We start from the raw sequence: 19,078 nt of genomic DNA, 5'->3' as shown, positions 1-19,078 counted from the left end.
ATCGCCGCGCTACGCTCCAAGGGCGCAAGACCTATGCGGTCGCCCTTTGGATGCTGACTTCGCTGACGCCGACCTCGCGGGCGGTGTTCACTATTGCCGCCCAGGTGTCATCCGGCAAGGGGATGCCGTGTTTCGTGCGTTCCGCGCGGGTTTTCCGCTCGGGATCGCCGGGAATCAGCACCTGATCGATGTCGGCCATCGGCTTGGTGGCGCGTATGAAATCGACATAGCGCGAGACTTCGCCGTCGAAAAGGTTGGAGGTATCGACCACCTTCGGATCGACATAGAACGCCAGCATGCCGTTGGCAAAGCGCCGCCCGCCCGATGTGGCCCCGGTTCCAGTCAGCGCACCGCCCAAGAGCTCGCATATGAAGGCGAGCCCCGATCCCTTGTGCTCGCCGAAGGCACGGATGGCGCCTGTGCCCTTGGTATGATCGCGCGGTCCCTCCGGCGTGTAGGGGCCGTAGAGCACGACTGGGTCCTCGCTCAGGCTGCCGTCGGAATCGACCAGCGCGCCCTTCGGCAGCTTTTTGCCGCCACGGCTTGCGACCAGCACCTTGCCTTCGGCGACGACCGAAGTCGCGAAGTCCAGCACGATCGGATCCTGACCCGCGCGGGGGATGCCGACGCAATATGGCGCAGTCGACAGCCGTTTCTCGACGCCGCCGAACGGCGCCACCAGCAGCGAGCCCGCCGCATTGACGAAGTGCACCGAGATCAGCCCTTCGGCGGCAGCCATCTCGGCCCAGTCGCCGACACGGCCGATATGGCCGGCGTTGCGCAGCGCGACCGCGGCAAGCCCCGCCTTCCTGCACTTGTCGATGCCGATCCGAACCGCCTGCGGCGTCACGGTCTGGCCGTAGCCGAACTTGCCGTCGACCACCGCGAGGGAGGGCGTGTCCAGCACCACTTCCGCGTTCTGGTTGGGCACGACCGCGCCGGATTTCTGCCAACGGATATAGACGGGCACGCGGATCACACCGTGACTGTCGTGGCCGGTCAGATTCGCTGTGGTGAGATAGCTGGCGATGCGCCTGGCTTCCTCCGGCGAGGACTGCGCATGCGCAAAGACCTCGCTGACGAAGTCGATCAGCTTCTGGACTTGAATGGTGACCATGACGGTCTGCTTACCTCTACCCGGCGCCGATTTTGCAGCGATCGGCTTGGGCGGCACTTTGAGCGAAAAAACGCGGCCATGTCCATGGCTCGCGCCGCGCGCTCGCGCATATCAGCTTTCACTCCTCGGCACTTGCCTCCTCGCCGCTGCCGAGCCCTGCGAGACTCTGTTCGAGCTCGCCTAGCATGTCCTGCAATTCAACGAGTTTGCGCCCGCCAAAGCGTCGCGTGATCTCGGCATAGATCGCCTCCGACGTCGGAGCCACGGAGGCCATCAGCTTCAAGCCTTCTTTCGAGATGGAGACCATGCTGCGGCGCTGGTCCGCCGTGGCGGTCTTGCGCTCGATCAGATTGCGCGCTTCGAGGTCGCGCAGGATGCGTGAGAGGCTCGGCCCGAGCAGGAACGCCGTGCGCGCGAGTTCCGTAACCTCGGCCGCCTCGATGGCGGCCAGCGCGCGCAGGATGCGCCATTGCTGCTCGGTCAAGCCGTGCTCGCGCAGTGAGGGGCGGAATTGCCGCATCACCGCCTCGCGTGCCCGCAGCAGCGACATCGGCAGTGAACGCGAGAAGTCGCGCATCGGCACCTGCCGCGCGGCAGGCGTGCTTTCGCCGGCGGGATCGGCGGGTTTCTTCGTCATGATACCCTTTCAAGCCGCAACATGTTTGCAATGCAGCAAGAGCGAATTGTGTTTGACGCATTCACTTAACATGTTAAGTATCTCCGGGCACCACGATTTGTAAGATCACAAATGGCGCTTTCCAACGACGATATCCAAGCTTGCGCAAGGCGTCTGCACCAGGCGGAGAAGACTCGCACGCAGATCCGGCAGCTCTCGCAGGATTTTCCTGGGATCACCATCGCTGACGCCTACGCGATTCAGAAGGCTTGGGTCGACGTCAAGATTGCCGAGGGGCGCATCGTCAAAGGTCACAAGATCGGACTGACCTCGAAGGCGATGCAGAGTGCGCTCGATATCGACGAGCCGGATTCCGGCGTGCTGCTCGACGATATGTTCTTTGCTGACGGCGGCCTCGTTCCGACCGAGCGCTTCATCGCGACTCGCGTCGAGGCGGAGCTCGCCTTCGTGATGAGCAAGCGCCTTTCAGGACCCGGCTGCACGATGTTCGACGTGCTCAACGCCACCGACTTCGTGGTGCCGGCGCTGGAGATCTTGGACACCCGCATCGAGCGCGTTGATGCCAGGACCAAAGCGGCGCGGAAGATTTTCGACACCATCGCCGACAACGCGGCGAATGCCGGCATCGTGCTCGGCGGGCGGCCGATACGGCCGCTGGACGCCGATTTGCGCTGGATCGGCGCGCTGTGTTTCCGGAATGGCCAGCTCGAGGAAACCGGACTTGCCGCCGGGGTGCTCAACCATCCCGCAACCGCCGTGGCCTGGCTCGCGAACAAGATCGCACCGCTCGGCCATGCGCTGGAGCCCGGACAGGTCGTGCTCGCCGGCTCCTTCATCCGCCCGATCGAGACCCGCAAGGGCGACACAATTCAGGCCGATTATGGCGCCTACGGCTCGGTGAGCTGCTACTTCGCTTAGGCGGACAAGAAGACAGGGAGTGAAACCGCGATGCCGCATTTCACCATCGAATATTCCGCCAATCTCGACGGCCGCCTCGACATGGGTTTGGTATGTGAAGTCGTGCGCAAGGCAGCGGTCGAGACCGGCATCTTCCCGCTCGGCGGCATCCGCGTTCGCGCCGTCAGGTGCGAGCATTACGCGATCGCGGACGCGCGGCAGGACTACGGCTTTCTCGACATGGTGTTGCGCATCGGCGAGGGCCGCGATCTCAAGACGCGCCAGAAAGCCGGCGAGCACGTGTTCCAGGCGCTCTCAAAACATCTCGATCCCGTCTTCGCTGCCAGCAAGTTCGCCTTGTCGTTCGACATGCAGATCAACGACAAGGACACGAGCTGGAAGCGCAACAACATCCACGACGCCCTGAAAGTGGAGGCCGCAAATGGATAAGCCCGCGCCAAAAGCCGACGTGTTCCAGGCCAACCGCGACCGCCTCGCACCGCTGCTGAAAACGCTCCGCGCGGACGGCATCGGTCACACGATCGACGGCAAGATCGTGCCCTCGATCTCTGGCGAGACCTTCGAGACCAAGTCGCCGATCGATGGCGCGACGCTCGCGAGCGTCGCCCGCGGCAACGCCGAGGACATCGATCGTGCGGCCACTGCTGCCGCGCTGGCCTTCAAATCCTGGCGCGATATGGGCCCGGCTATGCGGCGCAAGCTGCTGCATCGGGTCGCCGACGCGATCGAGGACAATGCCGATGACATCGCGGTGCTCGAATGCATCGACACCGGCCAAGCCTATCGCTTCATGGCCAAGGCCGCCGTCCGCGCCGCCGAGAATTTTCGGTTCTTCGCCGACAAATGCGCCGAGGCGCGCGACGGCCTCAACACGCCGAGCGACGAGCACTGGAATGTCTCGACGCGCGTGCCGATCGGCCCAGTCGGCGTGATCACGCCGTGGAACACGCCGTTCATGCTCTCGACCTGGAAGATCGCCCCTGCCCTGGCAGCCGGCTGCACCGTCGTGCACAAGCCCGCCGAGTGGTCACCGGTGACGGCCTCCATTCTGGCGAAGCTCGTCAAGGATGCCGGCATTCCCGATGGCGTGCTCAACACCGTGCACGGCTTTGGTGAAGAGGCCGGAAAGGCGTTGACCGAGCATCCCGCCATCAAGGCGATCGGCTTCGTCGGCGAGAGTGCGACGGGCTCGGCGATCATGATCCAGGGCGCGCCGACCTTGAAGCGCGTGCATTTCGAGCTCGGCGGCAAGAACCCCGTGATCGTGTTCGATGACGCCGATCTCGACCGCGCGCTCGATGCGGTGGTGTTCATGATCTACTCGCTCAATGGCGAGCGCTGCACCTCCTCCAGCCGCCTGCTGATTCAGCAGAGCATCGCCGAGACATTCGTGGAGAAGCTGACCGCGCGCGTGAAGGCGCTGAAGGTCGGCCACCCCCTCGATCCCGCAACCGAGATCGGGCCGCTGATCCACCAGCGTCACCTCGCAAAAGTTTGCTCTTATTTCGACGTCGCGCGCCAGGACGGCGCGACGATCGCGGTCGGCGGCAAGCCCTGTGACGGCCCCGGCGGCGGACATTACGTCGAGCCGACGCTGGTGACCGGTGCGCATGGCAAGATGCGGGTGGCGCAGGAGGAGGTGTTCGGCCCCTTCCTGACCGTGTTGCCGTTCCGTGACGAGGCGGACGCGATCGAGATCGCCAACGACATTCGCTATGGCCTCACCGGCTATGTCTGGACCAACGACATGGGCCGCGCCCTGCGCGTCGCGGACGCGCTGGAGGCCGGCATGATCTGGCTGAACTCGGAAAACGTCCGCCACCTGCCGACGCCGTTCGGCGGCATGAAGGCCTCAGGCATCGGCCGCGACGGCGGCGACTATTCGTTCGACTTCTACATGGAAACCAAGCACGTCTCGCTGGCGCGGGGCACGCACAAGATTCAGAAATTGGGAATTTAACGCAGTGTCATTCCGGGGCGGCTCGAAGAGCCGAACCCGGAATCCATTGTGCAGCAGAGTTCGTGGATGAATGGATTCCGGGTTCGTGCTTCGCACGCCCCGGAATGACGAAGCCGAGAGAGGGGAAACGCAAATGCCCATACCGCAACACGTCTTCGAGCCGCCGTTCAACATCATCCGCTCCAGCCATGTCGTGCTCGACGTCACCGATCTGAAGCTGAGCCGCGAGTTCTACGAGACCAGCGTTGGCCTGCATGTGGAGGACGCCGACGACAATGTCGTTTATTTGCGCGGAGCTGAAGAGCATCAGCATCACTCGCTCGTCCTGCGCAAGGCCGCAGCGCCCGCCTGCGCGCGGCTCGGCTTTAAGGTCGGCAACGACGAGGATCTCGACAAGGCGGCCGCATTCCTGTCCGAGAACGGTCTCGCCTACGGCTTCGCGGACCAGCCGTTCCAGGGCCGCACTCTGCAATTCACGGATCCCTTCGGTTTCCAGATCGAGCTCTATGCAGCGATGGACCGACGCCCACACCTCTTGCGCCGCTACGATCTCTACAGAGGCTGCCACCCGCAGCGGCTCGACCATTTCAACGTCTTCGCCGCCGAGGTGCAGGACACCCTCGATTTCTACGCCCGGCTCGGCTTCCGCCTGACCGAATATGCCGAGGAGGACGGACCGAACGGACGTATCGCCGCAGCCTGGATGCATCGCAAGGGCAACGTCCACGACTTCGCCATCACCAACGGCAAGGGCCCTCGCCTGCACCACTTCGCCTATTGGACGCCGACGGCGATGAACATCATCCATCTCTGCGACGTTATGGCCTCCCAGGGCTTCGTGAAGAACATCGAGCGCGGCCCCGGACGCCACGGCATCTCGAATGCGTTCTTCCTTTATGTGCGCGACCCTGACGGCCACCGGCTCGAGCTCTACACCAGCGACTACTTCACGGGCGATCACGACCACGAGCCGCTGCGCTGGTCGCTGCGCGATCCGCGCCGGCAGACGCTGTGGGGTGCCCCCGCGCCGCGCTCCTGGTTCGAGCAGGGCTCGCCCTTCACTGGCCAGGCCGTGCGCGAGCCGAAATTCGTGGCCGACGTGCTGGTGGCAGACTGATGACACTCCGTCGCCTCGCCACCTATTCCGTCAAGGGGGCAACGCGCTACGGCGCGGTCGTCCATAGCGGCGTGGTCGATCTCTCCGCGCGCCACGCCAAGGATTTTCCGACGCTGCGCGAGGTGATCGCGGCCGGGAAGCTGACGAGCTTTGCTGAGGAAGCCGCAGGCCGCACGCCGGATCATGCCCTCCGCGAGATCACCTTTCTGCCGCCAGTGCCCGCGCCGGAAAAGATCATCTGCATCGGCGTCAACTATCCCGACCGCAACGCCGAGTACAAGGACGGCCAGGACGCGCCGAAATACCCGAGCATGTTCATGCGGAGCCCACGCTCCTTCGTCGGCCATGGCACGCCGCTGGTGCGGCCGCGCGCCTCCGCTCAGCTCGACTATGAAGGCGAGATCGTGCTGGTGATCGGCAAGGAAGGCCGGCATATTCCGGAAAGCGCAGCGCTCGATCACATCGCCGCGCTCACACTCTGCAACGAAGGCTCGGTGCGCGACTGGCTGCGTCATGCCAAGTTTAACGTGACGCAGGGCAAGAACTTTGATTCCAGCGGCAGCCTTGGGCCATGGCTCGTGCCCTACACAACGGAATCCCAGATCGCCGACATTCGCCTCACCACGCATGTCAACGGTGAGCTCAGGCAGGACGATCGCACCAGCCGCTTGATGTTCCCGTTCCGCTACCTCATCAGCTATATCTCGACCTTTGCCACCCTCGTCCCCGGCGACATCATCGTCACGGGCACGCCGACCGGTGCCGGCGCGCGGTTCGATCCGCCGCGCTACCTGAAGCCCGGCGACGTGATCGAGATCGAAGCAGAAGGCATCGGGCTTTTGCGCAACGGCGTCGTCGACGAAGCCTGATCAACCATCGAAGTGGAATAGCACCATGACCACCCTCACCGGCGGCGAAGCGATCGTAAGCGGCCTCGTCGCCCACGGCGTCGACACCGTGTTCGGCCTGCCCGGCGCGCAGGTCTACGGCCTGTTCGATGCCTTCCACCAGGCCCAGCTCAAGGTGATCGGCGCGCGGCACGAGCAGGCCTGCGGCTACATGGCGTTCGGCTATGCGCGCTCCAGCGACAAGCCCGGCGTGTTCAGCGTGGTGCCCGGCCCCGGCGTGCTCAACGCCAGCGCGGCGTTGCTCACCGCGTTCGGCTGCAACGAGCCGGTGCTCTGCGTCACCGGCCAGGTGCCGACGCCATTTTTGGGCAAGGGTCGCGGCCATCTGCACGAGATGCCGGACCAGCTCGCGACCCTGCGCACCTATGTGAAATGGGCAGATCGTGTCGAATATCCCGGCAATGCGCCGACGGTCGTCGCGCGCGCCTTTCAGGAGATGATGTCGGGGCGGCGCGGGCCTGCGTCTGTCGAGATGCCCTGGGACGTCTTCACCCAGCGCGCCGAAACCGCGGCCGCACAGGTGCTGGAGCCGCTGCCCGCGCCGCAGCCTGATCCTGACCTGATCAAGCAGGCCGCCGCGCTGATCAAGACCAGCAAGGCGCCGATGATCTTCGTCGGCAGCGGCGCGATCGGGGCGCGCGAGGAGATCCTCGAGCTCGCCGAGATGATCGATGCGCCCGTCGTTGCCTTCCGCAGCGGCCGCGGCATCGTCTCCAATGCGCACGAACTCGGACTCACCATGGCCGCGGCCTATAAGCTGTGGTCGAACACTGATTTGATGATCGCAATCGGCACCCGCGCGGAGCTGCCGGCCTCTGGCTTTCGCTGGCCCTATCAGCCGAAGGGATTGAGATCCATTCGGATCGATATCGATCCGGCCGAGATGCGCCGGCTCGCCTCCGATACCGCCATTGTCGCCGATGCCAAGGCTGGCACGGCCGATCTCGTCACCGCCGTGAAGAAGGCCGGCTATGCGAGAAGCCGCGGCCGGCGGGGAGACATCCGCGAGGCCACCGCAACCGCGCAACAGGAAATCCAGCGCATCCAGCCGCAGATGGCGTATCTCAACATCCTGCGCGAGGTGCTGCCGGCGAATGCGATCGTGACAGATGAATTATCGCAGTTCGGCTTCGCCTCCTGGTACGGCTTTCCGGTCTATCAGCCGCGCACCTTTATCACGTCAGGCTATCAGGGCACGCTCGGCTCGGGCTTTCCGACCGCGCTTGGCGCCAAGGTCGCGAACCCTGACAAACCCGTCGTCGCCATCACCGGCGACGGCGGCTTCATGTTCGGCGTGCAGGAGCTCTCGACCGCCGTGCAGTTCAACATCGGCGTGGTGACGCTGGTGTTCAACAACAACGCCTACGGCAATGTCCGGCGCGACCAGCGCGAACGTTTTGAAGGCCGCGTGGTGGCGTCGGATCTCGTCAATCCGGATTTCGTCAAGCTCGCCGAATCCTTCGGCGTTGCCGCTGCGCGCGTCACCGCCCTGGACCAGTTCAAGGCGGCGATGGAAAAGGCGCTGGCACATGGCGGGCCATATCTGATCTCGGTGGAAGTGACGCGGGACTCCGAAGTCAGTCCCTGGGCGTTCATTCACCCGCCAAAGCCGTAGTTGTCCTCATGGTGAGGAGGCGCGAAGCGCCGTCTCGAACCATGAGGGCCTCCGCTGCGGCGGCTCGGGCCTTCATCCTTCGAGACGCTTGCTTCGCAAGCTCCTCACGATGAGGGGATGGACTAGCGTGTTTGTCGAAACGTCAAATTGATTCGCTCCTGGCCGAGCAGCGCGTGCTCGCCGTCGGCGAGCGGCGCGACGCCGTGATAAGCGAGCCTGCTAGTCCCGCCCCAGACCACGACGTCGCCATGGACGAGCCGGAAACGCCGCAGCTTGTCGCTACGCGCCATGCCGCCGAACAGGAAGGTTGCGGGCAGGCCGAGCGAGACCGAGACGATCGGGGCCGAATAGTCGAGCTCGTCCTTGTCCTGATGCAGCGACAGCCGCGTGCCGGGCTCGTAGCGGTTGACGAGGCAGGCATCGGGCGCGAAGTCTTTGAAGCCGCCCTGCTCCGCCGCGCGGCGGGCGAGATCACGGAACACTGCGGGCATCGCCGGCCAATGCGCGCCGGTTCGCGGATCGATCGGATCATAGCGATAGCCGGTGTGATCGGTGATCCAGCCGCGCTCGCCGCAATTGGTCATCGCCACCGACATCTGATAGCCGCCGGGCGTGGTCATGCGCCGAAACGGCGATTGCGCCACGATGGCGCGCACGGCTTCGATCAGCTCGCTCTCGATCGGCGTGACGAAGCCGCGCAGAAGCACGGCGCCGTCGGCGATCTCCTCGCGCGATGGCTGCGCCTCGGCGACGCTATCGAACAAATCCGCAGTCAATCGCCTCACTCATTTGGCATCATGGAAGATCACACCCAGCGTGTGGCGCTGGCCGGAGCGAATCCGGCTGACGCCGTGACGCAAGTTAACCCGGTATGTCCCGCGTGTCCCCTGCACCGGGCGGTGATGCACGGCGAAGGCGACAGCGTCGCCCTGCGCCAGCGGCACCACCTCGGCGCGCGACTGCATGCGCGGCCGCTGCTCGGTCAGCACGAACTCGCCGCCGGCGAAGTCGCGCCCCGGCTCTGACAGCAGGATCGCGACCTGGATCGGGAACACATGCTCACCATACAGATCCTGGTGCAGGCAATTGTAGTCGCCGGCCTCATATTGCAGCAGCAGCGGCGTCGGCCGGCTCTGGCCTGCTTCGTGGCAGCGCTTGAGGAACGCCGCATGCGCGGCCGGATAGCGGATGTCGATCCCCATCGCCTCGTTCCAGCGATTGGCGACGCCCTGAAGCCGCGCATAAAGCGCCGGGCGCAATTGCGCAATCGGGTCGGGGAGCGGGTAAGAGAAGTACTTGTATTCGCCGCGGCCAAAGCCGTGGCGCCCCATGACGATGCGGCTGCGGAAGTGCGTGTCGTCTGGATAGAGCGCGGCGATACTACGGCATTGCTCCGGCGTCAGCAGGTCTTTCAGGACGGCGCAACCCTGGGCGTCGAGTTCGGCGGTGATTTGCGGCCAGTCGAGGGCGTTGACGTGGGCGGAAAGGTCGGCGGATGGCTTCTGGGGTGATTTGCGTGCGGTCATTGTCATAACAATCACCTTTGCAGTCCGAGGTTCACCCTGCCACCCGATTTCCGATGACTGTCTCTCCGTCAATGCGAGCTTCGCGAAGCAATCCACAATCCCGCCGCGGCACCAGTCTGGATCGCTTCGTCGCAAGGACTCCTCGCAATGACGCGGAGATAGTTGCGTTCGCAATGATGGTTGAGAGCATTAACCCCTCACGGGCAGCATCACCACGTCATAGCCGTGCTTGATCGTTCGCTTCAGCACGGGATCTTCCAGCTCGAATTCGAACCGGTCGGCAGGGCGGATGCCGCCCTTAGCGGCGAAGGTGCCGCCGAACATGGCGCAGCCGTCGGGCAGCTTCCCGCCCGGAAAGCCGCGTGCGATGAGCTCAGTGACCGGGAGCATGGCGTCGAGGGTGCCCTCCTGATAGAGCACGCGCTCGCCGTTGATCGTGGCGTAGGAGCGCAGGATCATCTTGTCCCAATGGCCGATGACGTCCTCGAGCTCCCACAGCGTCGACGCGATCGGCTTGTCGCACATCTGCTTGGACACTGTGACGTTATAGGCCTCGACCTTGCGGTCGGTGTGATCGGAGCCGCAGCCGACGAAGATGCGGCCCTGCCACCCGAGCAGCACGAACTCCACCTCGCCGGACGAATCGCCGCCGGTGCATTCGATGCGGTCTTCCATCGTCAGCCGCCGCGCCGAGACGCGATAGTAGATCGGCGTTGAGGCCGGCCGGGCGATGCCGACGGCCTCGAGCTCGGCGATGTGCTTGTCGCGCGCGACGGGATCGCGGCCGGTCCAGCCGGCGATGACGGCTTGGTCGATCGCCAGCGTCAGCGGCGTTGTGGTGTCCTGGGCGTCGACGGTGAAGGTCAGGTCAAACACGGATTACGGCCTCCATGCCGGCAGCAAGCTCGAAGATGCGGCGATCGGTCCCGCCCGCCCCCGCCAGCATCAAGCCGACAGGAACGTGGCCCTCGCGATGCGCAGGCAGCGAGATGGCGCAGCCGTCGATCAGGTTGATCAGGCTGCAATTACGCAAGGCGCGGAGATTTTCGCGGGCGAATGCCTGGTCGTTGGCGAGATCGGCGATTTTCGGCGGTGTGTTGGGCGTCGTCGGCAGCACCAGCGCGTCATAAGGCGCAATCCGCGCATTGACGCGGGCGATCAGCGAGCGGCGCTCGTTGAGCAGATCGATGTAATCGGCCGCGCTCTGCACCTCGCCGCGCATGATGCGCACGGCGACCCTGGGATCATAGACGTCGCCCTTCGCTGTGATGAGATAGCGATGCCAGGCATAGCTTTCGGAAGCTGCAAAGCCGCCTTTGGCGTTCATCGGGCCGATATCGCGGAATTCAGCCATTTCGATGCGCTCGACCATGGCGCCGTGATCGGCGAGCGCCTTCAGCGCGCGCTCGAAAGTCTCGGAGACCTGTGCATCGAGGTCGTCGAGCGCGATCGTGGTCGGTACCGCCAGCCGCAAGCCCTGGATCGGCCGCGGCTTGAGCGGAACGATCGGCTCGTTGGCCAGCACCGCGTCGAGTATGGCACAGCAACTGACCGATCGCGCCAGCGGCCCGATGCTATCGAGCGAGAACGACAGCGGCACCGCGCCGTCGAGCGGCACACGGCGCTGCGTCGGCTTGTAGCCGACGATGCCGTTGAAGGCGGCCGGAATCCGGCAGGAGCCGCCGGTGTCGGTGCCGAGGGCGCCATGCGCCATGCCATCGAGCACGGACACTGCCGCGCCCGAGGACGAGCCGCCGGGCACATGGCCCTCTGCCCGGTTCCAGGCGCCCTTCGGCGTCCCATAGTGCGGATTGATGCCGATGCCGGAATAGGCGAACTCGGTCATGTTGGTGCGCCCGATCACGACGAAACCGGCTTTGCGCAGCCGGGCCACTGCGACCGCGTCCTGCTCGGCCGGTGAGGAATCGTCGAGCGCGCGGGAGCCGGCGCGCGTCACCTGGCCCCTGATGTCGAAGAGATCCTTGATCGAGATCGGGATGCCGGCATAGCGCGACGGCGCCGCGTTGGCCTTGCGCAAGCCGTCCATCGCGTCAGCGGCCGCGAGCGCAGCATCCTTGTCGACATGGATGAAGGCGCGCTGGCCTTCGCCGGCCGGATCGGCGATCCTGGCGATGCACGCCTCCACCAGCTTACGGGAGGTCGTGCGGCCGCCTTCGAGGTCTCCGGCGAGCTTCGCCAGTGTCGGAAAATCGGGCATGTCTGTCTCACGGAATATTGGCGCGCGCAATCTATAGCGCCGGCCGAGGTCGACACAAGCATTGTGCGCATGATGGCATGCATGCGCATTGCTGGACCGTTGACGCACTATAGTCGATTGTCGCATCAAGATCGAAACAGGCGGGCGCGAAGCCTGTCTCTTGGGAGGAGCTGCCGATATGGCCGAACCGCAGCGCGCGCGACCGAAACCCACGCCAGAGACCCAGCATTTCTGGGACGGCACGAAGGCGGGCGAATTGCGCCTCCAGCGCTGCGACGCCTGCGCGCATATCTACTTCCCGCCGCGCCCGTTCTGTCCGTCCTGCGCCTCGCGCAAGGTCTCGGTGTTCAAGGCGAGCGGCAATGGTTTTCTCTACAGCTACGTGATCAACCACCGTCCCGCTGCGCCCGGCTTCACGCCGCCTTACGCGATCGCCGTGGTCGAGCTCGATGAGGGGCCGCGAATGATGAGCAACATCATCGACTGTCCGCAGACGCCAGAAGCGCTTGAGCTCGATATGAAGCTCGAGGTCGCCTTTGAGAAGCTCGACGACAACATCACCCTTCCCGTCTTTCGTCCGGCGAAGGGCTAAGCCATGCGCAAGAACCAGGTTGCCGTCGTCGGCGCGGCCGAGACCACCGAGCTCGGTGTCATCCCCAATGCCTCGCAGCTCCAGCTCCACGCCGACGCGGCGCTCAATGCTATTGCCGATGCCGGGCTGAAGCTCTCCGACATCGACGGATTTGCGACCGCGGTCGAAACGCCACAGCAGGTCTGCCATTATCTAGGCATCAAGCCCACCTGGGTGGACGGCACTTCCGTCGGCGGCTGCTCCTTCATGCTGCACGTGCGCCACGCGGCCGCGGCGATCGAGGCCGGCCTGTGCAAGACCGTGCTGATCACCCATGCCGAGAGCGGCAAGTCGATGATCGGCAAATTGCCGCGCTCGACGCCGGCAGACAGCCTTAACGGCCAGTTCGAGGCGCCCTATGGGGTCTACGGCCCGCCCAGCATGTTCCCGATCCCCGTGCTGCGCTTCATGAAGACCTACGGCATCACGCACGAGCAGCTCGCTTCGGTCGCGGTGGTGCAGCGGGAATGGGCGGCCAAAAACCCGCGCGCGATGATGAAGGAGCCGATCACGGTCGCGGACGTGCTCAACTCGCGCATGATCGCCTATCCGTTCCGCCTGCTCCAGTGCTGCCTCGTCACCGACGGCGGCGGCGCGCTGATCCTGACCTCGGCCGACCGAGCCAAGGATTTTCCGAGGAAGCCGGTCTACATCATGGGCACTGGCGAGAGCGTGGAAACACCGATGGTCAGCCAGATGGAGACGTTCAATTCCTCGCGCGCGTTCAAGACCGCAGGGCCCCTCGCCTTCAAGGAGGCCGGCATCGCGCACAAGGACGTCGACCATCTCATGATCTACGACGCGTTTGCACATCTGCCGCTGTTCGGGCTCGGCGACCTCGGCTTCATGCCCTATGAGGAAACGGGCAAGTTCATTGCGGACGGCAACACGCGGCCCGGGGCTAAGCTGCCGCTCAACACCAATGGCGGTGGCTTGAGCTATATGCATTCGGGCATGTACGGCATGTACGCGCTCCAGGAGAGCGTGCGGCAGATGCGTGGCATCGCGCCGGCACAGGTGCCGAACGCGAAGGTTTCGGTGTGCCACGGCGTCGGCGGCATGTTCGCGGCGAGTGGCACGATCGTGTTTACGAACGAGAGGTAAGGCGGCTCGGCAATGCCCAGCCGTCATTGCCGGGCTTGACCCGGCAATCCATCCTCTTCTGAAGATGGATGCGCGGGTCAAGCCCGCGCGTGACGAACTGGGGTTGCCGCGACCGCGGAAACAACACGGAGAACCCACATGACGAAATCACTGCAAGACAAGGTCATCATCGTCACCGGCGCAGGCCGCGGCATCGGGCGGGAGATCGCGCTGCTTTGCGCCGCGGAAGGCGCCAAGGTCGTCGTCAACGATCCCGGCGCCGCCGCTGATGGGGCCGGCTCGAACGCGGCGCCCGCCGAAGCAGTGGTCGAGGAGATCAAGAAGCGCGGCGGCATTGCCGTTGCCAATTTCGAGTCGGTGGCCGAAGCCATTCCCGCGAGCAAGATCGTGAAGACCGCGACCGACCATTTCGGCCGGCTCGACGGCGTCGTCAACAATGCCGGCATCCTGCGCGACATGATCTTCCACAAGATGAGCGTGGAGGCCTTCGAGGCGGTCATCAAGGTGCATTTGATGGGCTCGTTCTATGTCTCCCACGCCGCGGCGCGGATCTTCCGCGAGCAGGAGTCGGGCTCCTTCGTCCATTTCACCTCGACCTCCGGCCTGATCGGCAATTTCGGCCAAGCCAACTATGCCGCCGCCAAGCTCGGCATCGTCGGCCTGTCCAAGTCGATCGCGCTCGACATGGGCCGTTTCAACGTTCGCTCCAACTGCGTCTCGCCGTTCGCCTGGACCCGCATGATCGGCACCATCCCGACCGAGACCGAAGCCGAAAAAGCGCGGGTCGAGAAGATCAAGCAGATGGGACCGGAGAAGATCGCCCCGCTCTGCGGCTATCTGCTGGGCGATTCCGCCAGGGACGTCACCGGGCAGATCTTTGGCGTGCGCATGAACGAGATCTTCCTGTTCAGCCAGAACCGTCCGATCCGCTCGGTGCAGCGAAGCGACGGCTGGACGCCGCAGTCGATCGCGGAACACGGCATGCCGGCACTGAAGGGATCGTTCTACAAGCTCGACCGCTCGGCCGACATCTTCACCTGGGATCCCGTCTAGCTGGAGTCCAAGCTATTGCTGCATCGCGGTCTCCAGTTGTTCGGCCGGGATCGCCCGCTTTACGCCCGATTGCAGGCGGATGGTTTTCCTCCCAACAAAAAAATGGGAGGCGACTATGACGAAACCACTGACCATTTCTGCCGAATCCAGCGAACCCTCTCTCGCGCGCCGCACCCTGTTGAAGGGCGCGGCGGCCGCAGTCGCGGCGACGGGCGTTACCATGAACGCGGCCTTGGCAGCCTCCGTCGCGCCCTTGGGCCAGACAGGCGCGCCGACGAGATCGACGGCGCCGTTGCCTTTGGGACCACTGCCGGGCAGCCGCTATCCGGACTCCCACCTGGAATCCACCAAGAAGGGGCCGCCATCCTTCGGGCCCTCCGGCTTTCCGGCCTTCGCCGGCACCATGGCCGTCGAGCGGGTCGCCACCGGCTTCCGCTGGGCCGAGGGTCCGGTGTATTTCGCCGCCGGGCGCTACCTGTTGTTCAGCGACATTCCGAACAACCGCATCATGCGCTTCTCCGAGGATGACGGTCACCTCAGCGTCTACCGTCAGCCCTCGATGAACTCGAACGGCAACACCATCGATCGCGAAGGACGTCTGATCACATGCGAGCATAGCGGTCGGCGCGTGACTCGGACCGAACTCGACGGCTCGATCACCATCATCGCCGACAAGTTCAACGGCAAGCGATTGAACTCGCCCAACGATGCGGTGGTGACGGCCGATGGCGCGATCTGGTTCACCGATCCTGCCTACGGGATCGGCGGCTTCTATGAAGGGATCAAGGCCGAGCCCGAGCAGGACAAGAAGAACGTCTACCGGGTCGATCCGAAGTCCGGAGAGGTCAAAGTCGTCGTCGACGATTTTGTGGAGCCCAACGGGCTCGCTATCTCGCCGGATGAGAAGAAGCTCTACATCTGCGACACCGGGTTCACCGATGGGCCGGACAACCCGTCCCATATCCGCGTGTTCGATCTCGACGTGGCCGGGGGAAAGGTGTCGAACAGCAAGGTCTTCGCTGACATGCCAAAACCGAGCATCACCGACGGCGTCCGCTGCGACACTGAAGGACGGGTTTGGTGTTCGGTGGGCTGGGGCGACCCGAACGAAGACGGCGTGCGCTGCTATACGCCATCGGGCGAATTGCTCGGCAAGATCCATATTCCGGAAACAGTCGCCAATCTGTGCTTCGGCGGCCAGCAGCGAAACAGGCTCTATATTTGCGGCTCGACATCGCTCTATGCCGTCTACACCAGCGTGCAGGGCGCGATGAAGCCGTGAGATAGTGCCGTCATTCCGGGGCGGCTCGAAGAGCCGAACCCGGAATCTCGAGGTTCCGGGTTCGATGCTTCGCATCGTCCCGGAACGACGAGGTCACCCCGTATTCCGCAAGCCCGCCGAGATGCCGTTGATCGTGAGCTGGATCCCGCGCAGCACCTGCTCGTCCGGGTTCTGCGCGCGATGCTCCTTCAAGAGCTCGACCTGGACGTGGTTGAGCGGATCGAGATAGGGGAAGCGGTGGCGCACCGAGCGCTCCAGCAGCGGGTTGCTTTGAAGCAACCGATCCTGGCCCATGATGTCGAGCAGCGTCTCGATGCAGGAATGCCATTCGCGGCGGATGCGGCCGAAGATTTTTTCGCGCAGGGCTTCGTCCGGCACGAGCTCGGCATAGCGCGAGGCGATCGCGATCGAGCTTTTCGCCAGCACCATGTCCATGTTCGAGAGCAGCATGCGGAAGAACGGCCACTCCTGGTAGAGCTCCTTCAGGAACGGCATGCCCTTGTCGGGATGCTCGGCGATCCACTGCTCGACCGCGCTGCCAAAACCGTACCAGCCCGGCAGCATCAGGCGGCATTGCGCCCAGGAGAATACCCACGGGATGGCGCGCAAATCCTCGATCGCGCGCGTCTTCTTGCGCGAGGCCGGGCGGCTGCCGATGTTGAGCGTCGCGATCTCGTTGATCACGGTCGATGACCAGAAGTAGTCGACGAAGCCATCGGTCTCGTAGACGAGGCCGCGATAAGCCCTGAAGGCAAGTTTCGACAATTCGTCCATCGCGGTCAGATATTCGCGGCGCGGCGCGCTCTGGCGCGGATTCAGCAGACTCGCCTCCAGCGTCGCCGCAGCGAGGATCTCCAGATTGTTGCGACCGACCTCGGCGTTGGAATATTTCGACGAGATGATCTCGCCCTGCTCGGTGATGCGGATCTGGCCGTTCACCGCTCCGCCGGGCTGCGCGATGATGGCATCATAGCTCGGACCACCACCGCGGCCGACCGAGCCGCCGCGGCCGTGGAACAGGCGCAGGCGCACGCCGTGACGCTCGAACACGTCGACGAGACCGATCTCGGCCTTGTAGAGCTCCCAGCCCGAGGTGACGAAGCCGCCATCCTTGTTGCTGTCGGAATAGCCGAGCATGACCTCCTGCACGCAGCCGCGGCTGTCGACGAGGCGGCGGTAATCGTGCAATGACAGCATGCGGTCCATGATGCTGCTGGAGGCCTGTAAATCCTCGATGGTCTCGAACAGGGGGACGATATTGATGGCGCTGCGGCCGGAGGGATGGACGAGGCCGACCTCCTTGAGCAGCACCGCGACCTCGAGCATGTCCGACATGCCCTTGCACATCGAGATGATGCATTGGGGAATCGCGTCCGAACCGAACTTCGCATGCGCTTCCGCGGCGGCATGGAACACGTTGAGCTCGCCCATGGTCTCGTCGCTGTACTTGACGAATGGCGAGACCAGCGCGCGCGTCGAGCGTAATTCGTTGGTGAGCAGCGAAATGCGGGCGTCCTCGCCGAGCGCGAGATAGGACATGCCGGGGTTGGCAGCATCTATCAGCTCGGCAATGGTGCGCTCATGCACGGCAGAGTTCTGGCGGATGTCGAGCCGCGCCAGATGGAAACCGAAGCAATCCACCGCGCGCCGGAGCAGCCGCAGCCGGCCGCGGGCGATGACGCGGGCGTTGTTCGAGATCAGCGAGCGGTGCAGCACGTCGAGATCGGCCTGCAGCTCCCGGACGCTCTCGTAAGGCTTGCCCTTGCCGACCGGCCGCCGCGTGATCTCGACTTCCAGCTTTTCGGCGGTCGCGGTGAGGCGCGCATAGATGCCGGAGACCGCGAGGCGATAAGGCTCGCCGCTTCGGTGCGGCGAAGTATCCGGCGAGCGCTCCGCCAGCGTGCGCAGCTCCTCGGAGACATCGGCGAGATGCGCGGCGATCGACAGCTCGGAGCCGAGCACGTGCAGCTCGTTGAGATAGAACTGCATCACCCGGCTCGACTGCAACCGCAGCGTGCCGCGCATGACGTCGGCGGTGACGAAGGGATTGCCGTCGCGGTCGCCGCCGATCCAGCTGCCCATGCGCAGGAACGAGGCGAGCTCGCCCGCCGCCTGCTCGCCGCCCTCCTGCAGCCGATCTTCGAGCGCGTTGATCAGGCGCGGCACCTCGCGCAGGAAGGTGTAGTCGTAGAACGCCAGGCCGTTGGCGACCTCGTCGAGCACCGTGAGCTTGGTCCGCCGCAAAAGGTTGGTCTGCCACAGCGTCAGCACCTCGCGGCGCAGCTGCTCGTCGCTGGCGGCGGCCTCCTCGGCGGTCAGGGCGACGCGCTCGCGGCGATCGAGCAGGGCTGCGATCTCCATCTCGCGGTCCATGGTGCTCTTGCGGCGGACCTCGGTCGGGTGCGCGGTCAGCACCGGACTGACCAGTGCGGTCTTGAAGAAATTGCGCAGCGCGTCGGGGCCGATGCCCGCCGCCTTGGCATGGGCGAGCGTTTCCGCCAGCACGCCGGAGCCGCCGTTCTTGCCCGCAGTGCGGGCGCGCATCTGCCGGATGTTGTTCTGGTCCTCGGCGATGTTGGCGAGATGGGAGAAATAGCTGAAAGCGCGGACGATCCGCACGGTCTCGGAGATCGACATGCCATCGAGGATCTGCTCGAGCTCGCGGCGGGCGAGCCGGTCCTCGTCGCGGTGAAATCGGATCGAGGTCTGGCGGATCCGCTCGACCAGATCGAACAATTCGGCGCCCTCCTGGTCGCGCACGGTATCGCCCAGGATGCGCCCGAGCAGGCGGATGTCGTCCCGCAGCCGGGCCTCGGCCTCCATGGCCTGGACGTCCTCGGGACGGTTGGGGCGATGCTCGGTGGCGTCGGATGGTATGGTCTGGAGGGACATGGCTCGCTCCTTGGTTCGAGCTCGCTTGGATGCCCGGCAGGAGCGAGTGTGCGATATTTTTCTGCCGCAGTGCAAGATGAACTTGGTGGCGGCGCGGCAA

General features: G+C 64.6%; 17 protein-coding genes. 10 read left to right on the top strand and 7 right to left on the bottom strand.

Going from position 1 to position 19,078, the window contains the following annotated elements:
* Positions 1–31 precede the first annotated feature (31 nt).
* On the bottom strand, positions 32–1,117 hold the full coding sequence (locus IVA87_RS29640; protein WP_247301350.1) for a malate/lactate/ureidoglycolate dehydrogenase: 1,086 nt from the start codon (positions 1,115–1,117) through the stop codon (positions 32–34).
* Positions 1,118–1,235: 118 nt separating this feature from the next.
* Positions 1,236–1,754, bottom strand: a complete 519-nt coding sequence (hpaR, locus tag IVA87_RS29635) for a homoprotocatechuate degradation operon regulator HpaR (RefSeq protein WP_247301351.1) — start codon at positions 1,752–1,754, stop codon at positions 1,236–1,238.
* Between the two features lie 111 nt (positions 1,755–1,865).
* On the opposite strand from hpaR, the gene hpaH reads away from it, so the two are divergent.
* The 6 genes from hpaH to IVA87_RS29605 all read left to right on the top strand — a co-directional run bounded on the left by hpaH (position 1,866) and on the right by IVA87_RS29605 (position 8,272).
* Positions 1,866–2,672: a 2-oxo-hept-4-ene-1,7-dioate hydratase gene (gene hpaH / locus IVA87_RS29630; RefSeq protein ID WP_247336460.1), complete on the top strand. Its 807-nt coding sequence runs from the start codon at positions 1,866–1,868 to the stop codon at positions 2,670–2,672.
* Positions 2,673–2,702: 30 nt separating this feature from the next.
* Positions 2,703–3,101: a 5-carboxymethyl-2-hydroxymuconate Delta-isomerase gene (locus IVA87_RS29625; RefSeq protein ID WP_247278926.1), complete on the top strand. Its 399-nt coding sequence runs from the start codon at positions 2,703–2,705 to the stop codon at positions 3,099–3,101.
* Positions 3,094–4,632, top strand: a complete 1,539-nt coding sequence (gene hpaE / locus IVA87_RS29620) for a 5-carboxymethyl-2-hydroxymuconate semialdehyde dehydrogenase (protein ID WP_247301353.1) — start codon at positions 3,094–3,096, stop codon at positions 4,630–4,632. The genes IVA87_RS29625 and hpaE overlap by 8 nt, the downstream gene beginning before the upstream one ends.
* A 133-nt stretch (positions 4,633–4,765) precedes the next feature.
* Entirely contained in the window at positions 4,766–5,749 is a 984-nt protein-coding gene (gene hpaD / locus IVA87_RS29615; protein ID WP_247336457.1) for a 3,4-dihydroxyphenylacetate 2,3-dioxygenase, read from the top strand.
* Positions 5,749–6,618 carry a fumarylacetoacetate hydrolase family protein gene (locus tag IVA87_RS29610; RefSeq protein ID WP_247301355.1) on the top strand — a complete coding sequence of 290 codons (870 nt, stop codon included), beginning with the start codon at positions 5,749–5,751 and terminating at the stop codon, positions 6,616–6,618. Before hpaD ends, IVA87_RS29610 begins: the two co-directional genes overlap by 1 nt.
* 25 nt (positions 6,619–6,643) lie before the next feature.
* Positions 6,644–8,272 (top strand): thiamine pyrophosphate-dependent enzyme, encoded by a 1,629-nt coding sequence (locus IVA87_RS29605; RefSeq protein ID WP_247301356.1) that lies wholly within the window; start codon positions 6,644–6,646, stop codon positions 8,270–8,272.
* Between the two features lie 122 nt (positions 8,273–8,394).
* Here the strand turns inward: IVA87_RS29605 and alkB are convergent, their stop codons facing one another.
* The 4 genes from alkB to IVA87_RS29585 form a co-directional block, all read right to left on the bottom strand.
* Positions 8,395–9,048, bottom strand: coding sequence for a DNA oxidative demethylase AlkB (alkB, locus tag IVA87_RS29600; RefSeq protein ID WP_247301358.1), 654 nt, complete (start codon positions 9,046–9,048; stop codon positions 8,395–8,397).
* Between the two features lie 9 nt (positions 9,049–9,057).
* Positions 9,058–9,804: a 2OG-Fe(II) oxygenase gene (locus IVA87_RS29595; protein WP_247301359.1), complete on the bottom strand. Its 747-nt coding sequence runs from the start codon at positions 9,802–9,804 to the stop codon at positions 9,058–9,060.
* Between the two features lie 183 nt (positions 9,805–9,987).
* Positions 9,988–10,674 carry a DUF2848 domain-containing protein gene (locus IVA87_RS29590; RefSeq protein WP_247336453.1) on the bottom strand — a complete coding sequence of 229 codons (687 nt, stop codon included), beginning with the start codon at positions 10,672–10,674 and terminating at the stop codon, positions 9,988–9,990.
* Positions 10,667–12,016 carry an amidase gene (locus tag IVA87_RS29585; protein WP_247301362.1) on the bottom strand — a complete coding sequence of 450 codons (1,350 nt, stop codon included), beginning with the start codon at positions 12,014–12,016 and terminating at the stop codon, positions 10,667–10,669. The genes IVA87_RS29590 and IVA87_RS29585 overlap by 8 nt, the downstream gene beginning before the upstream one ends.
* Positions 12,017–12,194: 178 nt before the next feature.
* On the opposite strand from IVA87_RS29585, the gene IVA87_RS29580 reads away from it, so the two are divergent.
* From IVA87_RS29580 to IVA87_RS29565, 4 genes are all read left to right on the top strand, one after another.
* Complete coding sequence (locus IVA87_RS29580) at positions 12,195–12,608, top strand: Zn-ribbon domain-containing OB-fold protein (protein ID WP_247276049.1); 414 nt, start codon at positions 12,195–12,197, stop codon at positions 12,606–12,608.
* Positions 12,609–12,611: 3 nt separating this feature from the next.
* Positions 12,612–13,751, top strand: a complete 1,140-nt coding sequence (locus tag IVA87_RS29575; protein WP_247301364.1) for a thiolase — start codon at positions 12,612–12,614, stop codon at positions 13,749–13,751.
* Between the two features lie 138 nt (positions 13,752–13,889).
* Entirely contained in the window at positions 13,890–14,804 is a 915-nt protein-coding gene (locus IVA87_RS29570; protein WP_247336450.1) for an SDR family oxidoreductase, read from the top strand.
* A 115-nt stretch (positions 14,805–14,919) separates the two neighbouring features.
* Entirely contained in the window at positions 14,920–16,086 is a 1,167-nt protein-coding gene (locus tag IVA87_RS29565; protein ID WP_247301368.1) for an SMP-30/gluconolactonase/LRE family protein, read from the top strand.
* A 93-nt stretch (positions 16,087–16,179) separates the two neighbouring features.
* On the opposite strand, the gene ppc is transcribed toward IVA87_RS29565, so the two are convergent.
* Positions 16,180–18,978: a phosphoenolpyruvate carboxylase gene (gene ppc / locus IVA87_RS29560; protein WP_247301370.1), complete on the bottom strand. Its 2,799-nt coding sequence runs from the start codon at positions 18,976–18,978 to the stop codon at positions 16,180–16,182.
* Positions 18,979–19,078 lie beyond the last annotated feature (100 nt).

This window comes from Bradyrhizobium sp. 147, from assembly GCF_023073935.1.
Lineage (GTDB): Bacteria > Pseudomonadota > Alphaproteobacteria > Rhizobiales > Xanthobacteraceae > Bradyrhizobium.
The sequence above is the reverse complement of the archived record's forward strand: the minus strand, read 5'-3'. Positions and strand labels throughout refer to the sequence as shown.

Coding starts and splice junctions, on each gene's coding strand:
- IVA87_RS29640 (WP_247301350.1), bottom strand. CDS start 1,117: ATGGTCACCATTCAAGTCCAGAAGCTGATCGACTTCGTCAGCGAGGTC.
- IVA87_RS29625 (WP_247278926.1), top strand. CDS start 2,703: ATGCCGCATTTCACCATCGAATATTCCGCCAATCTCGACGGCCGCCTC.
- hpaE (WP_247301353.1), top strand. CDS start 3,094: ATGGATAAGCCCGCGCCAAAAGCCGACGTGTTCCAGGCCAACCGCGAC.
- IVA87_RS29595 (WP_247301359.1), bottom strand. CDS start 9,804: ATGACAATGACCGCACGCAAATCACCCCAGAAGCCATCCGCCGACCTT.
- ppc (WP_247301370.1), bottom strand. CDS start 18,978: ATGTCCCTCCAGACCATACCATCCGACGCCACCGAGCATCGCCCCAAC.
- IVA87_RS29580 (WP_247276049.1), top strand. CDS start 12,195: ATGGCCGAACCGCAGCGCGCGCGACCGAAACCCACGCCAGAGACCCAG.
- IVA87_RS29575 (WP_247301364.1), top strand. CDS start 12,612: ATGCGCAAGAACCAGGTTGCCGTCGTCGGCGCGGCCGAGACCACCGAG.
- hpaR (WP_247301351.1), bottom strand. CDS start 1,754: ATGACGAAGAAACCCGCCGATCCCGCCGGCGAAAGCACGCCTGCCGCG.
- IVA87_RS29570 (WP_247336450.1), top strand. CDS start 13,890: ATGACGAAATCACTGCAAGACAAGGTCATCATCGTCACCGGCGCAGGC.
- IVA87_RS29565 (WP_247301368.1), top strand. CDS start 14,920: ATGACGAAACCACTGACCATTTCTGCCGAATCCAGCGAACCCTCTCTC.
- hpaD (WP_247336457.1), top strand. CDS start 4,766: ATGCCCATACCGCAACACGTCTTCGAGCCGCCGTTCAACATCATCCGC.
- IVA87_RS29605 (WP_247301356.1), top strand. CDS start 6,644: ATGACCACCCTCACCGGCGGCGAAGCGATCGTAAGCGGCCTCGTCGCC.
- hpaH (WP_247336460.1), top strand. CDS start 1,866: ATGGCGCTTTCCAACGACGATATCCAAGCTTGCGCAAGGCGTCTGCAC.
- IVA87_RS29585 (WP_247301362.1), bottom strand. CDS start 12,016: ATGCCCGATTTTCCGACACTGGCGAAGCTCGCCGGAGACCTCGAAGGC.
- IVA87_RS29610 (WP_247301355.1), top strand. CDS start 5,749: ATGACACTCCGTCGCCTCGCCACCTATTCCGTCAAGGGGGCAACGCGC.